This window comes from Kitasatospora sp. NPDC048662 (assembly GCF_055587065.1).
The window spans coordinates 146,009-162,474 of sequence record NZ_JBVJHA010000002.1; the positions used below are offsets into that span (position 1 = coordinate 146,009).

Below are 16,466 nucleotides of genomic sequence, written 5' to 3' on the forward strand. Positions count from 1 at the left end.
CTCGCGGACGGCTCGAAGTCGGCTGGACCGGCCGGACGGCCCGGCTCCAGCCGCCGCCGAGGACCGCTCCAGCAACCCAACGGACGCTCGGCGTCCGTCAGTTGACACTTGTTCGAGGAGCCGAGGACGCCGATGAAGGTACTCATCATCACCACCCCGGTGGCGACCCACTTCGCCCCGCTCGCCCCGCTGGCCTGGGCGCTGCGCGGGGCCGGGCACGAGGTGCTGGTGGCCGGTCAGCCGGACGTGGTCGCCGCCGCGCACGCGGCCGGCCTGAGCGGCCACAGCGTCGGCGAGGCCTTCCACGCGGGCGAGTTGATGTCGCTGGGGCTGCCGGCCGGGCTGCGCCCGATCGAGGCCGGCGGGCGTCCGGCGCCGGCCGCGTTCGCCGGCGCGGTGCGCCCGTGGACCATGCACACCCGCTACACGGTGGGCGCCTACCTGGAGATCGCCCGCTCCTGGAAGCCGGACCTGGTGCTCTCCGACCGGCTGGAGTACGGCGCGCTGATCGTCGGCGGCCTGTTGGGCATCCCGGTGGTGCAGCACCGCTGGGGCGTCGACCCGGTCGGCGAGGTCGCGCACGCGATGGGCGCGCACTCGCTGAGCGGGGTGTGCGCCCGCCTCGGCCTGCCGGACGGCCTGCCGCGGCCGGACCTGGTGCTCGACCCGTGCCCGCCCGGCTTCCAGGACCCGTCCGTCACCCCGGGCACCCCGATCCGGTACGTGCCGAGCAACGGCTCCGGCACGGTGCCCGCCTGGGCGTTCGACGAGCCGGCGGGGCACCGGGTGTGCGTGTCGCTCGGGCAGCTGACGCTGGCGATGAACGGGCTGCCGCTGCTGCGCCGGATCATCGACGCCTTCGACGGCATCCCGGACACCGAGGCGCTGGTCACCGTCGGCGCCCCGTACCGGGAACAGCTCGGCCCGGTGCCGGCGTCGGTGCGCCTCGTCGACCCGGTGCCGCTGGACGCGGTGCTGGGCGGCTGCACGGCGGTGGTCCACCACGGCGGCTCCGGCACCCAGTTGACGGCGACCGCGTTCGGCCTGCCGCAGCTGGTGCTGCCGGGCCACCTGGACACCTTCGTGGTCGGCGACCGGATCGTCGCCTGCGGCGCGGGCCTGAGCCTGGACGAGGCGGCGCAGCAGAACGACGTGGAGGCCGTGCACAAGGCGCTGCGCGCGCTGCTCTCCGACCCGGCCCACGCCGAGGGCGCGGCCCGGCTGCGCGCGGGCATGGCCACCCAGCCGACCCCGGCCGAGACGGTCGCGGTGCTGACCGAACTGGCCGGCGCCGCCTGAGCGTTCACCGCTCCCCCGGTTCGACGGCCCCCGCCCCGGCGGGGGCCGTCGCCGTGTCGAGGGCGGAAACGGAGCCGCCCGCCCGGCCGTTGGTTCGGCGGCCGGACGGGCGGAGTCCCGGTGGGTCGGTTCAGGCGGGTCGGCGGGAGACGATGTGCACCGGGCGGAGCACCAAGGTCTCGACGGTGTCCGCGCGGTAGCCGGGTGCGGCGGCGGCCGCGGCCTCGTCGCGCCACCAGCCGAGCTGCCCGTGGCCGCCGGGGCGGACCTCGGAGCGGCCGAGGGCCGCGCCGAGGAAGCCGTCCTGGCCGGCCAGCTGCGCGGTGTGGGCGTCCCAGCCGGCCTCGACCTCGGCGGCGGCGGCCTCGTCGGCGGCGTGCACGGCCAGCACCAGCAGGCCCTGCTCGGCGCCGTCGGCGGGCAGCAGCGTGCCCTCGTCGGTGGCGGGGACGAACCGGTCGATCCGGGCGTCCGCGAGCCGGGGCAGCTCGCTCATCGCCTTGGCCGCGAAGGCGTAGGAGCGCACCACCGAGAGGTAGGAGTGGGAGTCCCGCCACCAGGCGAGGTTGACGTAGGTGTCGGGCGAGGTGGTGGAGCGGGCCAGGACGCCGAGTTCGAAGCCCTCGCCGGCGCGCATCAGTTCGGCCTGCTCGGCGAGCAGTTGCTCGAATTCGGCGGCGTCGCCCTTCAGGGTGAAGGTGGCGACCACGGTGATCGGGCGGGCGGGGGTCTGGTCGTCGGTCATCTGCGGTGTCCTGTCCTGGTCTCGGTCCCTGCGGGGAGTGTGGCCGCGGCCGGTCGAAGGCCGCTCGAACGGGGGCGTCAGCCGGCCGTCCAGCCGCCGTCGGCGACGAACTCGGCGCCGGAGCAGTACCCGGAGTCGGCGCCGGTCAGGAACAGGGTGAGGGCGGCGATCTCGGCGGGGGCGCCGAACCGGCCGAGCGGGATGCCCTCCAGCAGGCGCTGTTCGATCCGCTCGGGCATGCCGCCGGTCATGTCGGTGCGGATCACGCCCGGGCAGACGGCGTTGACGCGGATGTTGTCGCGGCCGAGTTCCAGCGCGGCGACCTTGGTCATGCCGAGCACCGCGAACTTGCTGGCGCAGTACGCGGTGAGCATCGGCACGCCCTGCTGGGCGTTGACCGAGGCGATGTTGACGATCGTTCCGCCGCCGGCGGCGCGCAGCGCGGGGACGACGGCGCGCATGCCGAGGAACACGCCGAGCTGGTTGACCTCGATCACGTCGAGGTAGTCGTCGCGGGTGGTGGTCTCCAGCAGGCCCTGGTGCAGGATGCCGGCGTTGTTGACCAGGCCGTCGAGTCCGCCGAAGGCCTGTTCGGCGAGGGCGACGGCGGCCGTCCAGTCCTCCTCGCGGCGGACGTCCAGCCGGATCGCCGCGGCCGAGTCGCCGAGCTCGTCGGCGAGTTCCTTCACCTCCTCGCGCAGGTCGCCGAGCACCACCCGGGCGCCCTCGGCGACGAATCGCCGCGCGGTGACGGCGCCCTGGCCGCCGGCCGCGCCGCTGATGAGGACGGTACGTCCGGTCAGCTTTCCCATCAGGTTTCTCCGTTGCGAGTGCGAAGTGGTCGGCGCGAAGTGGCCGGCGCGAAGAAGTGGTCGGTGCGAAGTGGTCGGCGCGAAGAAGTGGTCGGTGCGAAGTGGTCGGCGCGGTGGAGGTGCCGAGGCGGCGCCGCCCCGGCACCCCGCGCGTTCAGCCGACGGTGAGCCGGTTCGCGGTGCCCCGTCCGAGGCCGAGCGCGGCAAACGCCTCGGCGGGCGGGGCGGTGTCCAGGCCGGGACCGGACGCGGCGAGGTAGCCGTCGGGGCGGATCAGCAGCCAGCCGCCGGCCGGGACGCCGAGGTCGGCGGCGAGCGCGCCGTCCGGGTCGGCGAGCGGTCCGGGCCCGCCGGCGCCGAGGGTGCGGACCCGGACGGCCGGGTACTCCTCGGCGAGCCGGTCGAGCGCCGGGTACTGGGCGGGGACGGCGCGGGCCAGCAACGTCCAGCCGGGGGTGCGCAGTTCGTCCAGCAGCGCGGCCCAGGCGGGCGTCGGGTCGGTGACCTTGGCCACCCGCTGCCCGGGCACCGGGCCGGAGCCGGGCGCGGCGGGCAGGGCGAGCGGGCTGTCGGCGTACGACAGGTCCAGCGCCGACATGCCGCCCATGATCTTGCGCTCGATCTTCGACTTCAGCGGCCGCACCGAGCGGACGATCGTGAAGACGGTGCGCAGTGCGGCGGCGGCCTTGCGGCTGCGCAGCTGCACCAGCATGGTGGCCATCCGGGTGGACTTCAGCAGGGTCGCCCCGACCGGGACCCGCTCGGCGCTGTAGCTGTCGAGCAGGGTGTCGGCGGCCTCGTCGTTGATCACCGCGGCGAGTTTCCAGGCCAGGTTGACGGCGTCCTGGATGCCGGTGTTCAGTCCCTGGCCGGAGGCGGGGCTGTGCACGTGCGCGGCGTCGCCGGCCAGGAACACCCGGCCGCTGCGCATCTGCTCGATCATCCGCTGCTGGATGGTGAACACCGAGACCCAGGTGGGCAGTTCCACCTTCACCGGCCGTCCGATGCCGGTCCCGATCTTCTCGGCGAAGCGCTGTGCCACCGCCTCGTCGCTGGCGTACGAGGCGTCGGCGGTGTCCAGCAGCCGCCACTTGCCGGGGTCGGGGAAGGGCACCATCATCACGGTGCCGGCGGGGGTGCGCATCCAGTGGATGCTGTCCCGGGGCAGGTCGCAGTCGACCACCGCGTCGGCGATCAGCCAGGTCTCGCTGCTCTCGCCGAGCAGCGGGATGCCGAGCTGCTTGCGGACGGTGCTGTGCCCGCCGTCGCAGCCGACCATCCAGTCGAACGCGGCGTGCTCGGTGCGGCCGTCGGGGTGGGTGAGCACGGCCCGGACGCCGTCGCCGTGGTCGTCGAACGTGGTGAGCCGCACGCCCCACTCGACCTGGACGCCGTGGCGGGCGCAGGCGGTGCGCAGCACTTCCTCGGTGATCACCTGGTCGATCATCAGGGTGAACGGGTAGCGGGTCGGCAGGTGGCTGTAGTCGGTGTCGAAGCGGGCCAGCCGGTGGCCGTTCTGATGCAGCGTGAAGTGCTCGACGCGCTGGCCGCGCGGCAGTACCTCGTCGAGGATGCCGATCTGGTCGTAGACCTCCAGGGTGCGGGCGTGGGTGGCCAGCGCCCGGCTGGTGGTGGCGGGCCCGTCGGCGGCGTCGACCACCCGGACGGCGACGCCGTGCCGGGCGAGTTCGTGGGCGGTGGTCAGGCCGACCGGCCCGGCGCCGACCACCAGGACCTGAGCGGTGGTCACCGGTTCTCCTCCAGTTCGTGCTTGACGGCCTTCCACCAGCCCGGGTTGTCCCGGTACCAGTCGACGGTGTCGGCCAGGCCCTTGGCGAACGGGATCCGCGGCGCGTAGCCGAGCTCCTCGCGGATCTTGCTCTCGTCCAGCGAGTACCGCAGGTCGTGGCCCTTGCGGTCGGCGACCTTGCGCACCGCGCTCCAGTCGGCGCCCAGGTGCTCCAGCAGCTGTTCGGTGATCTGCCGGTTGGTCTGCTCGTTGCCGCCGCCGATGTTGTAGACCTCGCCGGCCCGGCCGCCGGTGAGCACCAGTTGGATGGCCCGGCAGTGGTCGTCCACGTGCAGCCATTCGCGGATGTTGGCGCCGTCGCCGTACAGCGGGACCTGCTTGCCCTCCAGCAGGTTGGTGACGAACAGCGGGATGAGCTTCTCGGGGTGCTGGTAGGGCCCGTAGTTGTTGGAGCACCGGGTGATCGACAGGTCGAGGCCGTGGGTGCGCCAGTAGGAGCGGGCGATCAGGTCGGAGCCGGCCTTGGACGCGGCGTACGGGGAGTTCGGCAGCAGCGGCCACTCCTCGGTCCACGAGCCCTCGTCGATCGAGCCGTACACCTCATCGGTGGAGACGTGCACCACCCGCTGCACGCCGGAGCGCAGCGCGGCCTCCAGCACGTTCTGGGTGCCGCCGACGTTGGTGCGGACGAACTCGGCGGCGGACTCCAGCGAGCGGTCCACGTGCGACTCGGCGGCGAAGTGCACCACCGCGTCGTGGCCGGGCAGCAGTTCGAGCAGCAGCGGCAGGTCGCAGATGTCGCCCTGGACGAAGTCCAGCCGGGGGCCGGAGGCCGGCAGGTTGTCCCGGTTGCCGGCGTAGGTGAGTTTGTCGAGGACGGTGACCTGCGCGTCCTCGTAGCCGGGGTAGCCGCCCTCCAGCAGCGTCCGGACGTAGTGCGACCCGATGAAACCGGCGCCGCCGGTGACCAGGATTCTCATGCTGCCACCTCGACCTGGGTGTGATCGCCGACCACCAGGCGGTGGTGGCGCATGGCGCTTTGCACGCTGGTGACGTACGCGGAGCGGCCGATCAGCGAGCCGTGCACGCCGGTGACACCGCGGACCGTCGCGCCGTCCAGCGCGATCGAGTAGGACACGTGGGTGTCGCGCAGGACGCAGTCCCGGCCGATCGAGGTGTGCGGGCCGATGTGGCTGTCCTCGATCACGCTGCCCGCCCCGATCACCGCCGGGCCCTCGATCCGCGAGCGGATCACCTTGGCACCGGGCTCGACCAGCACCTCGCCGATCAGCTCGCTGGTCTCGTCCACCTCGCCGGCCACCGAGCGGCGCAGGCCGTCCAGCAGTTCCCGGTTGCAGTCCAGGACGTCGTCGACCCGGCCGGTGTCCTTCCAGTATCCCCGGTACTCACTGGCGCTGACCTGCGCCCCCTCGGTGACCAGCCACTGGATGGCGTCGGTGATCTCCAGTTCGCCGCGGGCGCTGGGCTCGATCCCGGCGACCGCGCGGTGGATCGCCGGGGTGAAGAAGTAGACGCCGATCAGCGCCAGGTCGCTGCGCGGCTGCTCGGGCTTCTCGACCAGGCGCTGCACCGCGCCGTCGGGGCCGACCTCGGCCACCCCGAACGCCCGCGGGTCGGCGACCTTGTGGACCACCACCTGGGCGGCCGGCCGGTTGGCCCGGAACTCCTCGGCGATCTGCGCGATCCCGTTGGGGAGCATGTTGTCGCCGAGGTACATCACGAAGTCGTCGTCGCCGAGGAACTCCCGGGCGACGGTCACGGTGTGCGCCAGGCCGAGCGGCTGCTCCTGGCGGAGGTAGGTGATGCGTACCCCGAGCCGAGTGCCGTCGCCCAGCACGGCCTCGATCTCCGGGCGCCGCTCACCGACGATCATGCCGATCTCGGTGACACCGAGCTCGCGGATGTTCTCCAGGACGTGCTCGAGCACCGGACGGTTGGCGATCGGGATGAGCTGCTTGGGCATCGAGTAGGTGAATGGACGCAGACGGGTTCCCGACCCGCCTGACAGCACCAGAGCCTTCATCGGGGTCCTCTTCCTCAACGGTCAATGGCGCGGACAGCCGGAGGATGGGAGCTCGCGGTGGAGAATCCCTCGAACCCGGCCGTCAAGATCGGTGGGCCCCGGCCGGCCGGCCCGCTCCAGTGGAAGTCGAGCGAATCCCCGGCGGGGCGCGCCATGACTGCGCGATCCTGACGGCATGTCCGCCACCACTCCCCCGCCCGGGCCTCAACTCCCGCCCTCCGCCCTGCGCCTGAGGCCGCCCGAGCACCCCGTCGACCCGCGCGCGGTGCGCCTGTGGCGGCTGAGCGCCCTGGCCGGCTGGCTGCTCGCCGCGGCCGCGCAGACCGCGCTGCTGGTGCTGGTGCCGTCCTGGCTGGCGGGCCCCCGGTGGGCCGCCCTGGCGCTGACGGCTCTGCTGGCCGCCGCCCATCTGGCCGTGATGCCGCGCCGCCGCTTCGCCGTCCACCGCTGGGAGACCACCGACAGCGCGATCTACACCCAGACCGGCTGGCTGGTCGAGGAACGGCGGGTCGCCCCGATCTCCCGGGTGCAGACCATCGACCACGAACGCGGGCCGCTGGAGCGTTTCCTCGGCCTGACCACCGTCACCGTCACCACCGCGTCCTCGGCCGGCCCGTTGAAGATCCGCGGCCTGGCCGAGGACACCGCGAGCCGGCTCACCGCCGATCTCACCGCCGCCGTCAGGTCCGGCACGGGGGACGCCACATGACCGCCGTCTCCGCCCCGCCCGCCGAGGCGCCGGCCGGCCCGGAGGTGTGGCGGCGGCTCAGCCCGCGGATGCTGCTGGTCCACCCGGTGCGCGAACTCGCCAAGGTGCTGCCGCTGGTGGTGCCCGCCTACCTGTTCGGGCGCAGCTCCGGGCACCACAACAACTGGGCGTACCTGGTGACCGCGCTCGCGGTCGGCGCCGGCCTGCTGCGCTGGTGGACCACCCGCTACCGGGTCGTCCCGGGCCTGGTGGAGCTGCGGCACGGCCTGCTGATCCGCCGCCACATCGCGGTGCCCGCCGACCGGGTGCGCACCGTCGACCTGCACGCCGGCGCCGCGCACCGGGTGCTGGGCCTGGCCACCGTCACCGTCGGCACCGGGCAGGCGGCGACCCGGCGCGGGGACCGGCTGAAGCTGGACGCGCTGCTGCGCCCGGAGGCGCTGGCGCTGCGCGAGGAACTGCTCGGCGGCGCACCGGCCGCCGCCGGGGCCGCCGCGACGGGCGAGGCGCGCGAGGCGCCCGGCACCGTGCTGCTGCGGTTCTCGCCCGGCTGGCTGCGGTACGCGCCGTTCGCGCTGACCGGGTTCCTGCCGCTGGCGGCGATCGGCCTGTCGCTGGTCGGCCCGATGGCCGACCTGGTGCGGCAGACCCCGATCGGGTCGGTGGTGGAGTGGCTGCTGCACGTCGACTCGCTCGGCCCGCGCGCGGTGCGGCTGCCGCTGGTGCTGCTGCTCACCGGCACCGCGATCAACCTGCTGACCTTCGCCGAGCGCACCATCGGCTTCACCCTGGTGCGCCGCCCCGGCGGGGCACTGGAGATCGGGCACGGCCTGGTCAACCGGCGGGCGATCGCGCTGGAGAAGCGCCGGGTGTACGGCGTCGAGCTGGCCGAGAACCTGCCGGTGCGGCTGCTCGGCGGCGCCCGCTGCACGGCCGTCGCGACGGTCGCGCACCGCGAGCGCGGCGGCCCGCCGCTGGTCCCGGCCGCGCCGGTGGCGACCGCGCTGGCGGTGGCCGCCGAGGTGCTGGGCGGCGACGGCCCGCTGCGCGCACCGCTGGTCGGGCACGGCCCGCGGGCCCGCACCCGCCGGCTGACCAGGGCGCTGGGCGGCTGGGCGCTGGGGCTGGCGCTGCTCGGCGCGGCGGCGGCGCTGGACCAGCTGCCGCCGTGGTGCGCGCTCGGCTGGGCGGCGCTGCTGCCGTTCACCGTGCCGCTGGCCCTGGACCGGTACCGCTCGCTGGGGCACGCCGTGGCGGACGGCTTCCTGGTGTCCCGGCACGGTTCGCTGGTGCGCCGCCGGGCGGTGCTGTCGGGCGAAGGCGTGATCGGCTGGAACCTGCGCCGCTCCTGGGGCCAGCGCCGGGCCGGGCTGGTGACGCTCACCGCGACCACGGCTGCGGGGCGCAAGAAGTACGCGGTGCCCGACCTGCCCGTCGAGCAGCTGCCGGAGCTGGCCGAGCAGGTGCTGCCCGGCCTGCTCGCCCCGTTCCTGGTGGCCGAGCAGGTGCCCGGGCAGCACACCGGCTGAGCCCTCCCCACCACGAGGAGCGCCTCCCGGCGGGATTCCCGCGGGGAGGCGCTTTCGTGGGGGGTCGGGACGGTGGACCGGGATCAGTCGGTGAAGCACTCCTCGGCGATCCGCACCCGGCGGTTGCCGAACGCGATCCGGTCGAGGATCTTGCGCCCCAGCGGGGTGCGCTGGACGACCGCCGCCAGCTTCGGCCGGATCTTCGCGGCCAGCCCGCCCCGGGACAGCATCGCCTTGCTCTGCAGGCCCTGGAGCTTCATGGTCGCCGCGATGTCCGGCCCGCGCAGGGTCTCGAACTCGCCCAGCCGGGCCGCCGAGGTGTCCCCGTCGGCCAGTGCCCGCACCAGGATCGGGTGCAGCACCACGGCGTCCTGGACGGCCAGGTTGATGCCCTGCGCGCCGATCGGGCTGTGGGTGTGCGCGGCGTCGCCGATCAGCACCAGGCCGTCGGCGGCCCAGCGGTCGGCCCGGCCGGAGAACACGTCGAGCAGCGTGACGTCGCGGGTGGAGCGGATCTGGTCCCGGATCAGCCCGGCGTACGGCGGGATCGCCGCGGCCAGCTGCTCGCGGATGTGCTCGATGCCGTGGACGGCGACCTCCTGGTAGCCCTTGTGCGGCAGGGTCCAGCCGATCTGCGCGCTGTCCGGGTACGAGTCGTACGCCAGCACCGGGTTGCCGCCGTCGCGGAACACCCGCACGTCGCGGCGCTCGCCCGGGGTGCGGTCGGGCAGCTTGAGTTTGAACCAGAGCACGTCCAGGTCGAACGCCTCGGTGCGGCCGGCCTCGATCCCGGCCAGCCGGCGCACCTTGGAGTACCGCCCGTCCGCGCCGACCACCACGGGCGCGCGGACGGTCAGTGTTCCCGCCCGGACGCCGGTGGTGCGGCCGCCGTCCTGGAGCAGTTCGCCGACCCGGTGGCCGTCGAAGTACGCGAAGCCCTCGAACTTCTCGCAGTGCAGCAGCAGTTCGTCCAGCAGGTGGGCCTGCGGCAGGCTCAGCAGGTGGTCGTGCGGGGCGGGCAGGCGGCGGTAGTCGATGTCGAGCAGCACCCGCTCGCCCTCGACGAGGCGGAACCGCTCGTGCTCGTGCGCGCCGCGGGCCCGGGCGCCGGACAGCACGCCGAGCCGGTCCAGCAGCGCCATCGCACCGGGCTGCAGGATCTCGCCGCGGAACTCCCGCTGGTGGGCGCGGGCCCGCTCGACCACCGCCACCCGCAGCCCGGACTTCAGCAGCAGCAGCGCCAGCACCAGCCCGGCCGGCCCGGCGCCGACCACGCAGACGTCCGCCTCGGCCTCCCGGCCGGTGTCCTCGCTCATGCCGTTCCTCTCCGGTGCAGGGGGATTTACAGGAGGCCCAGGCCGCCGTCGGCCGTGATGGTCTGGCCGTGCAACCAGGCCGCCTCGGGGCTGCACAGCAGCGCGACCACGTCGGCCAGGTCCTCGGGGGTGGTGAGCCGGCCGGCCGGGGTGCGGGCGGCGAGCATCGCGGCGACCTCGGGCTGCGGGGTGGCCGGGCCCTTGTCGATCTTCGCGGTGGAGACCGCGTTGACGGTGATGCCGCGACCGGCCAGTTCGACGGCCAGATAGCGCACCAGCGACTCCAGCGCGGCCTTGGCGACGCCCGCGGCGACGTACCGGGGCACCACGGAGCGGGCCCCGGAGCTGGAGACGGCGACGATCCGGCCCGGTCCGCCGCCCATCAGCTCGGCGATCGCGGCCCCGCCGCGCAGCAGCGGGTCGAGCGCGGCGCCGACGGCGGCGGTGACGGCGGCGGCGTCCCCGCCGACGGCGGTGGTGGGCCGCCACGGCGCGGCGTTGTGCACGAACACGTCGAGCCGGCCGCACCGGTCACGGACCTCGCCGAGCAGCAGCTCCAGGCCCGCCGCGGTGGTGATGTCGGCGCGGACGGCGTGCGCGCTGCCCTTGAGCCCGTCGAGCTGCTCGACGGCCCGGGCCGCGTCCTGCTCGGAGTGCGCGTAGTTGAGCACCACCCGGGCGCCCCCGGCGCAGAGCCGGCGGGCGACCGCCAGCCCCACGCCGCGGGTCGCCCCGGTGACGACCGCGGTCTTCCCGGACAGCCCGAGGTCGGACGGCTCAGGCACCGTCGGCCGCCGGGGCGGTGCGGGTGCCGGCCACCGGCGCGGTCAGCTGCGTCTCGACGGTGGCGAGCGCGGCCAGGTCGGCGTACTCGGGCAGCTCGCGGGCGGCCTGCCAGTCCTGCTCGCTCGCCCAGCGGGTGAGCGCCGTGTAGCCGCCGGGCCGCATCAGCGCCTTGGCCAGGTCGGCGTGCCCGAAGCCGCCGGACCGCTGCCCGGCCTCGATCCAACTGCCGTACGCCGCCTCGAACTTGTCGGCGTCCTCGGTGACGGTGAAGCGCTCCACGACCAGCACCGCGCCGTCCCCGGCGGCCTCACCGTCCACCCGCAGCACGCCCATCGACGGCTCGGCCTGGACGTCCACGATCCGGTGGAACTCCTCGGCGTGCGCCTTGAAGGTGTCGCTGCCCAGCACCTGCTGGAAGTCGCCGGGGGTGGCCCACCAACCGAAGTTGACGTACACCTCGGGCCGGTCGGCGGCCCGGACGGCCTGGTGCGCGCGGAACCCGAACTGGGCGCGCATCCACTGGACGTGGTCCAGGAAGCGCTCCTCGAAGGCGTCGCCGCCGGCCGGGTCCTTGAGGGTGAAGGTGTTGATGACGGTGAACTGCGGGGCGGCCATCTCCTGGCTCCCTTCCGTTGGGGGGTCGGCGAGGCCCAGGCGGGCGGCGAACTGCCCGGCCAGGACGCGCCGTTGGATCTTTCCGTTGCCCGAGCGCGGGATCGACTCGACCGCCTCGGCGTGCACCGGCCGCTGGTAGTACGGCAGTTCGCCGCCCACCTGCTCGACCACCTCGGCGAGCCGCCCGGGCTCGTCGAGCACCAGCAGGGCGCCGGCCACCCGGTAGCCCTGCCCGTCGGGCAGGCCGACCACGACCGCCTCCTGCACCAGCGGGTGCGCGGTGAGCACCTGCTCGACCTCGGACGGGGCGACCAGGAAGTTGTCGACCTTGAAGACGTCGCCGAGCCGGTCGATCAGGAACAGCCGGCCCTGCTCGTCGATCCGGCCGATGTCGCCGGTGGTGAACCACTCGCCCGGGGCGAGGTCCGGCCCGCCGAGGTAGCCCTTCATCACCTGCGGCCCGCGCAGCTGCACTTCGCCGGTCTGCCCGGCGGTCAGCTCGGCGCCGGTGTCCAGGTCCACCACCCGGCACTCGGTGCCCGGCACGGTCCGGCCGACCGAGCCGTGCACGGGGTGCTCGGGGTCGTCGCTGTGGGTCAGCGGGGAGGTCTCGGCCAGGCCGTAGCCCTGGAACACCGGGATGCCGAAGCGCTCGGTGAGCCGGCCCGCGGCCTCCACCGGCAGCGCGGAGCCGCCGGAGGCGATCCGCGTGACGGTGCCGAGCGCCAGCCCGTCGAGGGCCGGGTCGGCGGCCAGCCGGGCCAGGCGCACCGGCAGGCTGTAGAAGTGCGTCGCGCCGTGGGCGTTGGCGGCGTGCACCGCGTCCACCGGCTCGGGGTCGGCGCACAACACCTGGGTGGCGGCCGCGGCGACCGCCGAGTTGAGGTGCATCGGGTGGTAGGTCGGCAGGTGGTTGAGGGTGACGGCGGCGGCGTCCAGCAGGTGCGCGGCGGCGATCTGACCGGCGTTCACCGTGAGGTTGCGGTGGGTGAGCCGGACGGCCTTCGGCAGGCCGGTGGTGCCGCTGGTGAACTGCAGGCAGGCGGTGTCGTCCAGCTCGACCACGGGCGGCTGCCAGCCGTCGCCGGTGGGCGCGCCCTCGATCAGCGCGGCCAGCGTCTCGGCCTCCCCGTCGTCCGCGCCGCCGATCAGCACCACCTCGCGCAGCTCCGGCAGGTTGGCCCGCACCGCGTTCAGCTTGGGCAGCAGGCCGGCGTCCACGAACGCCAGCCGGGCCCGGCTGGTGGCCAGCACGTGCTGCACCCCGATCTCCGGGATCAGCGGGTTGACCACCGCCACCACCTGCCCGGCGCGCGCGGCGCCGTAGTAGGCGACCGCGAAGTCCGGGTGCAGCGCCGAGGCCACCGCGACGGTGCCGGGCCCGTCCAGGCGCCCGGCCAGCGCCCGGGCCACCGCGGTGGCCCGGGCGTCCAGGGTGGCGAAGTCCAGCTCGGCGCCCTCGACGCCGGTGACGGCGACCCGCCCGGGGTGGGCGGCGGCCGCCTGCGCCGGCAGCGAGTCCAGCCGCCCGGGGCCGGGCAGCGGCCGGTCAGCCACGACGGGCCTCCGCGAACGCCATCGCGTGCTTCAGCGTGGTGGTGCTGTTGGTGGACAGCGCCCGGTGCACGTACTCCCGCGCGTCGGCGACGGTCTTGCCCTCGCCGAGGATCTTCTCGACCGCCGACGGCTTGAGGGTGACGGTGTGCCGGGAGGTGACGTCCACGCCGCCGTCCGCCTCGACGATGGTCCAGCGGCCGGTGTGCGCGGTCATCAGCGCCGGGACGGCGATCTGCTTGTAGACGATGCGGTCCTCGCCGAACACCACCCGGATCGACTTGGTGGTGTGCACCGAGCCGTCCGCGGTGCTGGTGTCCATCGTCATCACCTGGACGCCGGGGACATCCTCCTGGAGGTCCAGCGCGGCGACGTGCGGCAGCCGCTCCGGCCACAGGTCGGCCCGGTTGAGGAAGTCGAAGACGTCCGCACCGGCGCCGGCCACGTGCACCGTGTCGTCGAAGCTGAACACCAACTCGTCCAGCTCGCTGCCGAGTTCGGCGATCTGCTTGATCCCGGCCAGCTCGGACTCGCTGTTGCGGTCCAGCGCCGAGTTGATCCACTCGACGTTCTCCGGGAGGTCGTCGACCGCGGTGAAGTCGTGGTACAGCTCCAGCAGCGAGGTGCTCTCGTCGATCGCGGTGACCAGCCAGGTGCCGCTCATCGACGCCACCGGCGGGGTCGAGATCTCCTGGCGGAAGGTCACCTTCAGGCCGGCCGCGTCCAGCTCGCGGCGCGACACCCAGGTCTTCACCTCGCCGTTCGCGGTCGCCCAGATCCGGATCCGCTCACTTCCCTCGGACTGCTCCAGGTGCTCGACGTGCACGTTCGGCGCGAAGTACTGCGGCCAGGTGGTGACGTCCGCGACGATCCCGTACACCGCCTCGGCGGGCGCGGCGACGGTAGTGCTGTGGACGGTGCGGTGCTGCTCGGACATGTCGGTGCCTCCTTCTGCGTTCAGCCCGGCGGGATCAGTAGTTGCCCAGACCGCCACAGACGTTCAACGCCTGCGCGGTGATGGAAGCGGCGGTGTCGGTCACCAGGTAACCGACCAGGCCGGCCACCTCCTCGGGCGACGAGTAGCGGCCGAGCGGGATCTTCGCCTGGAAGCGCTCCAGGATCTGCTCCTCGGTGGCGTCGTACGCGGCCGCGTACCCCTGCCGCACCCGCTGCGCCATCGGCGTCTCCACGTAACCCGGGCACACCGCGTTGACCGTGACCCCGGTCTTCGCCAGCTCCAGGCCCAGCGCCTTGGTGAAACCCACCACCGCGTGCTTCGACGCCGAGTACGGGGCACCCAGCACCACGCCCTGCTTGCCGCCCGTGGACGCGATGTTGATCACCCGGCCCCAGCCGCGCTCCTGCAGACCGCCCCGGTTGAGCACCTCACGGGTGGTCAGGAACACGCTGTTCAGGTTGGTGTCGATCACGTCGTACCAGAGCTCGTCGGCGATCTTCGCGGTCACACCGCCGCCGCTGCGCCCGGCGTTGTTCACCAGCACGTCGATCCGGCCGTACTGCTCCAGCGCGGCGTCCACCAGCGCCTTCACCTGCTCGGGCTTGCGGATGTCGGCGGTCGTACCGGCCACCTCCAGGCCCTCGGCCCGCAGCTCCTTCACGGTCGACTCGACCGTGTCCGCGCTGCGCGCGCAGATGAACACCGCCAGGCCGCTCGCCGCCAGACCGCGGGCCACTGCCAGACCGATACCGCTGGTGGCACCCGTCACCAGGGCCACCCGCTGCTCGCCGCTCATCGCTGCACTCCTCTCGAAATCCCTCGTCAACGGCGAACAGGGTGCCGACGCCGTCTCGACAGCCGATCGAGCCGCACTCGGACACCCCCGCTCCAGTTCCGTTCAAGGCACCCACGACCCCGGACGGCGACGCTGCGAGAGACCTCACCGGCCAGGAAAGGACTTCCCCATGACCGCGACGGAGCAGGTGCCCGCCACCGCCACCGCCGAGCTGTACTTCCAGGTCCAGCAGTTCCTCGCGTCCCAGATGCAGCTGCTCGACAGCGGCCGGGTCGCCGAATGGGCCGCCACCTTCACCGAGGACGGCGTCTTCGCCGCCAACGCCCACCCCGAGCCCGCCGCCGGCCGCGCCGCCATCACCGCCGCCGCCCAGGCCGCGACCGACGCGTACGCCGCCAAGGGCATCCAGCGCCGCCACTGGCTCGGCATGGTCGCCGTCGAACCCCGCGACGAGAACACCGCCTTCGTCCGCAGCTACGCCCTCGTCATCGAAACCCCGAAGGGCGGCCAGGCCGCGATCCGGGTCAGCACCCTCTGCGAGGACCTCCTCGTCCGCGAATCCGGCCACTGGCTCGTCCAGCACCGCCAGGTCACCCGCGACGACCTCTGACCCACCCCCCCAAGCCGCTGTGCCCGCCGCCACTCCCCCCTGGCCGGCGGGCACAGCCATGCCCAAGTCGCCACGCGCAGCACGAAGATCGCCACCGGACGCAAACCCCGCCCTGACGGGGGTACTCATACCAAGTGCCCCCAGGCACGGACCGCCGGCCAGGCGCGAGTACGGCACGCCTTCCCACCGCGCGAACCGCCGCCGGGCCCAAGTCGCCACGCGCAGCACGAAGATCGTCGCCAGGCGCGAGCCACCGCGCGAAGCGCAAACCTCCCGACGCCCGCCGCCCCGCGCGGAACGCACGGCACTCGCGGCGCGCAAGCTCCCGCAGCACCGCAGCGCGACACTCTCCTACGGCGCGAGCCACCGCGCGAAGCGCAAACCTCCCGACGCCCACTGCCCCGCGCGGAGCGCAAAAAAGCACTCGCAGCACCGCAGCGCGACACTCTCCTACGGCACGAGCCACCGCGCGAAGCGCAATCCTCCCGTCGCCCGCTGCCCCGCGCGGAGCGCAAAGAAGCTCTCGCGGGCATGGGAAAGGGGCGCGGGCGGCTGCGTGGGGCGAGAGGGGAGGAGGCCCCTTCCCGCCGGGCAGGCGCTCGCGCCCCCTGGGGAGCTCGCCGCAGGCGTCAGACGGCGGCGGTCTCGCGCTCTGCCAGGCCCGCGTTGATGAACTGGAGCAGCAGGCGCGGGGTGTGGGCCTCGGCGACGGTCTCCTCGGCGAGTTCGATGTCGTACTCGCGCTCGATCCGGCCGGTGGTCTGGAGGACCGCCAGCGAGTCGTAGCCGAGGTCGTCGAGGGGGGTGTCGAGGACGTCGCCGTCGAGGTCGACGCTCTCGTCCTCGCCGGCGCATTCGCGGAGCAGGGCGGTGAGTTCGGTCAGGGTCATCTCGGCCATGGCTGGTGGTGCCTTTCTGGTGTGCGGTGCAAGGTGTGGGGTGT

General features: G+C 73.9%; 15 protein-coding genes. 4 read left to right on the forward strand and 11 right to left on the reverse strand.

Annotated elements, in window-relative coordinates; translation table 11 throughout:
• The first annotated feature begins 132 nt into the window (after positions 1-132).
• Positions 133-1,299: a nucleotide disphospho-sugar-binding domain-containing protein gene (locus ACZ6R9_RS06645; protein WP_465536944.1), complete on the forward strand. Its 1,167-nt coding sequence runs from the start codon at positions 133-135 to the stop codon at positions 1,297-1,299.
• 130 nt (positions 1,300-1,429) lie between these two features.
• Here ACZ6R9_RS06645 and ACZ6R9_RS06650 read toward each other — a convergent pair whose 3' ends face one another.
• The 5 genes from ACZ6R9_RS06650 to ACZ6R9_RS06670 all read right to left on the reverse strand — a co-directional run bounded on the left by ACZ6R9_RS06650 (position 1,430) and on the right by ACZ6R9_RS06670 (position 6,650).
• Positions 1,430-2,044 (reverse strand): antibiotic biosynthesis monooxygenase family protein, encoded by a 615-nt coding sequence (locus ACZ6R9_RS06650; protein ID WP_465536945.1) that lies wholly within the window; start codon positions 2,042-2,044, stop codon positions 1,430-1,432.
• 77 nt (positions 2,045-2,121) lie between these two features.
• Complete coding sequence (locus ACZ6R9_RS06655) at positions 2,122-2,856, reverse strand: SDR family NAD(P)-dependent oxidoreductase (protein WP_465536947.1); 735 nt, start codon at positions 2,854-2,856, stop codon at positions 2,122-2,124.
• Positions 2,857-3,010: 154 nt separating this feature from the next.
• Positions 3,011-4,606 (reverse strand): FAD-dependent oxidoreductase, encoded by a 1,596-nt coding sequence (locus ACZ6R9_RS06660; RefSeq protein WP_465536948.1) that lies wholly within the window; start codon positions 4,604-4,606, stop codon positions 3,011-3,013.
• Positions 4,603-5,586 (reverse strand): dTDP-glucose 4,6-dehydratase, encoded by a 984-nt coding sequence (gene rfbB, locus ACZ6R9_RS06665; RefSeq protein ID WP_380482013.1) that lies wholly within the window; start codon positions 5,584-5,586, stop codon positions 4,603-4,605. The genes ACZ6R9_RS06660 and rfbB overlap by 4 nt, the downstream gene beginning before the upstream one ends.
• Positions 5,583-6,650 (reverse strand): glucose-1-phosphate thymidylyltransferase, encoded by a 1,068-nt coding sequence (locus ACZ6R9_RS06670; RefSeq protein WP_380482015.1) that lies wholly within the window; start codon positions 6,648-6,650, stop codon positions 5,583-5,585. Before ACZ6R9_RS06670 ends, rfbB begins: the two co-directional genes overlap by 4 nt.
• Positions 6,651-6,825: 175 nt before the next feature.
• On the opposite strand from ACZ6R9_RS06670, the gene ACZ6R9_RS06675 reads away from it, so the two are divergent.
• Positions 6,826-7,359 (forward strand): PH domain-containing protein, encoded by a 534-nt coding sequence (locus ACZ6R9_RS06675; protein ID WP_380482017.1) that lies wholly within the window; start codon positions 6,826-6,828, stop codon positions 7,357-7,359.
• Positions 7,356-8,888, forward strand: a complete 1,533-nt coding sequence (locus ACZ6R9_RS06680) for a PH domain-containing protein (protein ID WP_465536951.1) — start codon at positions 7,356-7,358, stop codon at positions 8,886-8,888. The genes ACZ6R9_RS06675 and ACZ6R9_RS06680 overlap by 4 nt, the downstream gene beginning before the upstream one ends.
• A gap of 83 nt (positions 8,889-8,971) precedes the next feature.
• Here ACZ6R9_RS06680 and ACZ6R9_RS06685 read toward each other — a convergent pair whose 3' ends face one another.
• Genes ACZ6R9_RS06685 through ACZ6R9_RS06705 form a run of 5 tightly spaced genes read right to left on the reverse strand, consistent with a single transcriptional unit; the run spans position 8,972 to position 14,913 of the window.
• The gene (locus ACZ6R9_RS06685; protein WP_380482020.1) at positions 8,972-10,204 is read right to left on the reverse strand and encodes an FAD-dependent monooxygenase; all 1,233 of its coding nucleotides are present in this window, start codon (positions 10,202-10,204) and stop codon (positions 8,972-8,974) included.
• A gap of 26 nt (positions 10,205-10,230) precedes the next feature.
• Complete coding sequence (locus ACZ6R9_RS06690; RefSeq protein WP_380482022.1) at positions 10,231-10,989, reverse strand: SDR family oxidoreductase; 759 nt, start codon at positions 10,987-10,989, stop codon at positions 10,231-10,233.
• Positions 10,982-13,162: an AMP-binding protein gene (locus ACZ6R9_RS06695; protein ID WP_465536953.1), complete on the reverse strand. Its 2,181-nt coding sequence runs from the start codon at positions 13,160-13,162 to the stop codon at positions 10,982-10,984. Before ACZ6R9_RS06695 ends, ACZ6R9_RS06690 begins: the two co-directional genes overlap by 8 nt.
• Entirely contained in the window at positions 13,155-14,096 is a 942-nt protein-coding gene (locus tag ACZ6R9_RS06700; RefSeq protein ID WP_465536955.1) for an aromatase/cyclase, read from the reverse strand. The genes ACZ6R9_RS06695 and ACZ6R9_RS06700 overlap by 8 nt, the downstream gene beginning before the upstream one ends.
• Before the next feature lie 34 nt (positions 14,097-14,130).
• On the reverse strand, positions 14,131-14,913 hold the full coding sequence (locus tag ACZ6R9_RS06705; protein ID WP_465536956.1) for an SDR family NAD(P)-dependent oxidoreductase: 783 nt from the start codon (positions 14,911-14,913) through the stop codon (positions 14,131-14,133).
• A gap of 169 nt (positions 14,914-15,082) precedes the next feature.
• Between ACZ6R9_RS06705 and ACZ6R9_RS06710 the strand changes: the two genes are divergently transcribed.
• Positions 15,083-15,523: a nuclear transport factor 2 family protein gene (locus ACZ6R9_RS06710; protein ID WP_380482030.1), complete on the forward strand. Its 441-nt coding sequence runs from the start codon at positions 15,083-15,085 to the stop codon at positions 15,521-15,523.
• A 629-nt stretch (positions 15,524-16,152) separates the two neighbouring features.
• Here ACZ6R9_RS06710 and ACZ6R9_RS06715 read toward each other — a convergent pair.
• Positions 16,153-16,422 (reverse strand): acyl carrier protein, encoded by a 270-nt coding sequence (locus tag ACZ6R9_RS06715; protein WP_465536957.1) that lies wholly within the window; start codon positions 16,420-16,422, stop codon positions 16,153-16,155.
• Positions 16,423-16,466: the final 44 nt, after the last annotated feature.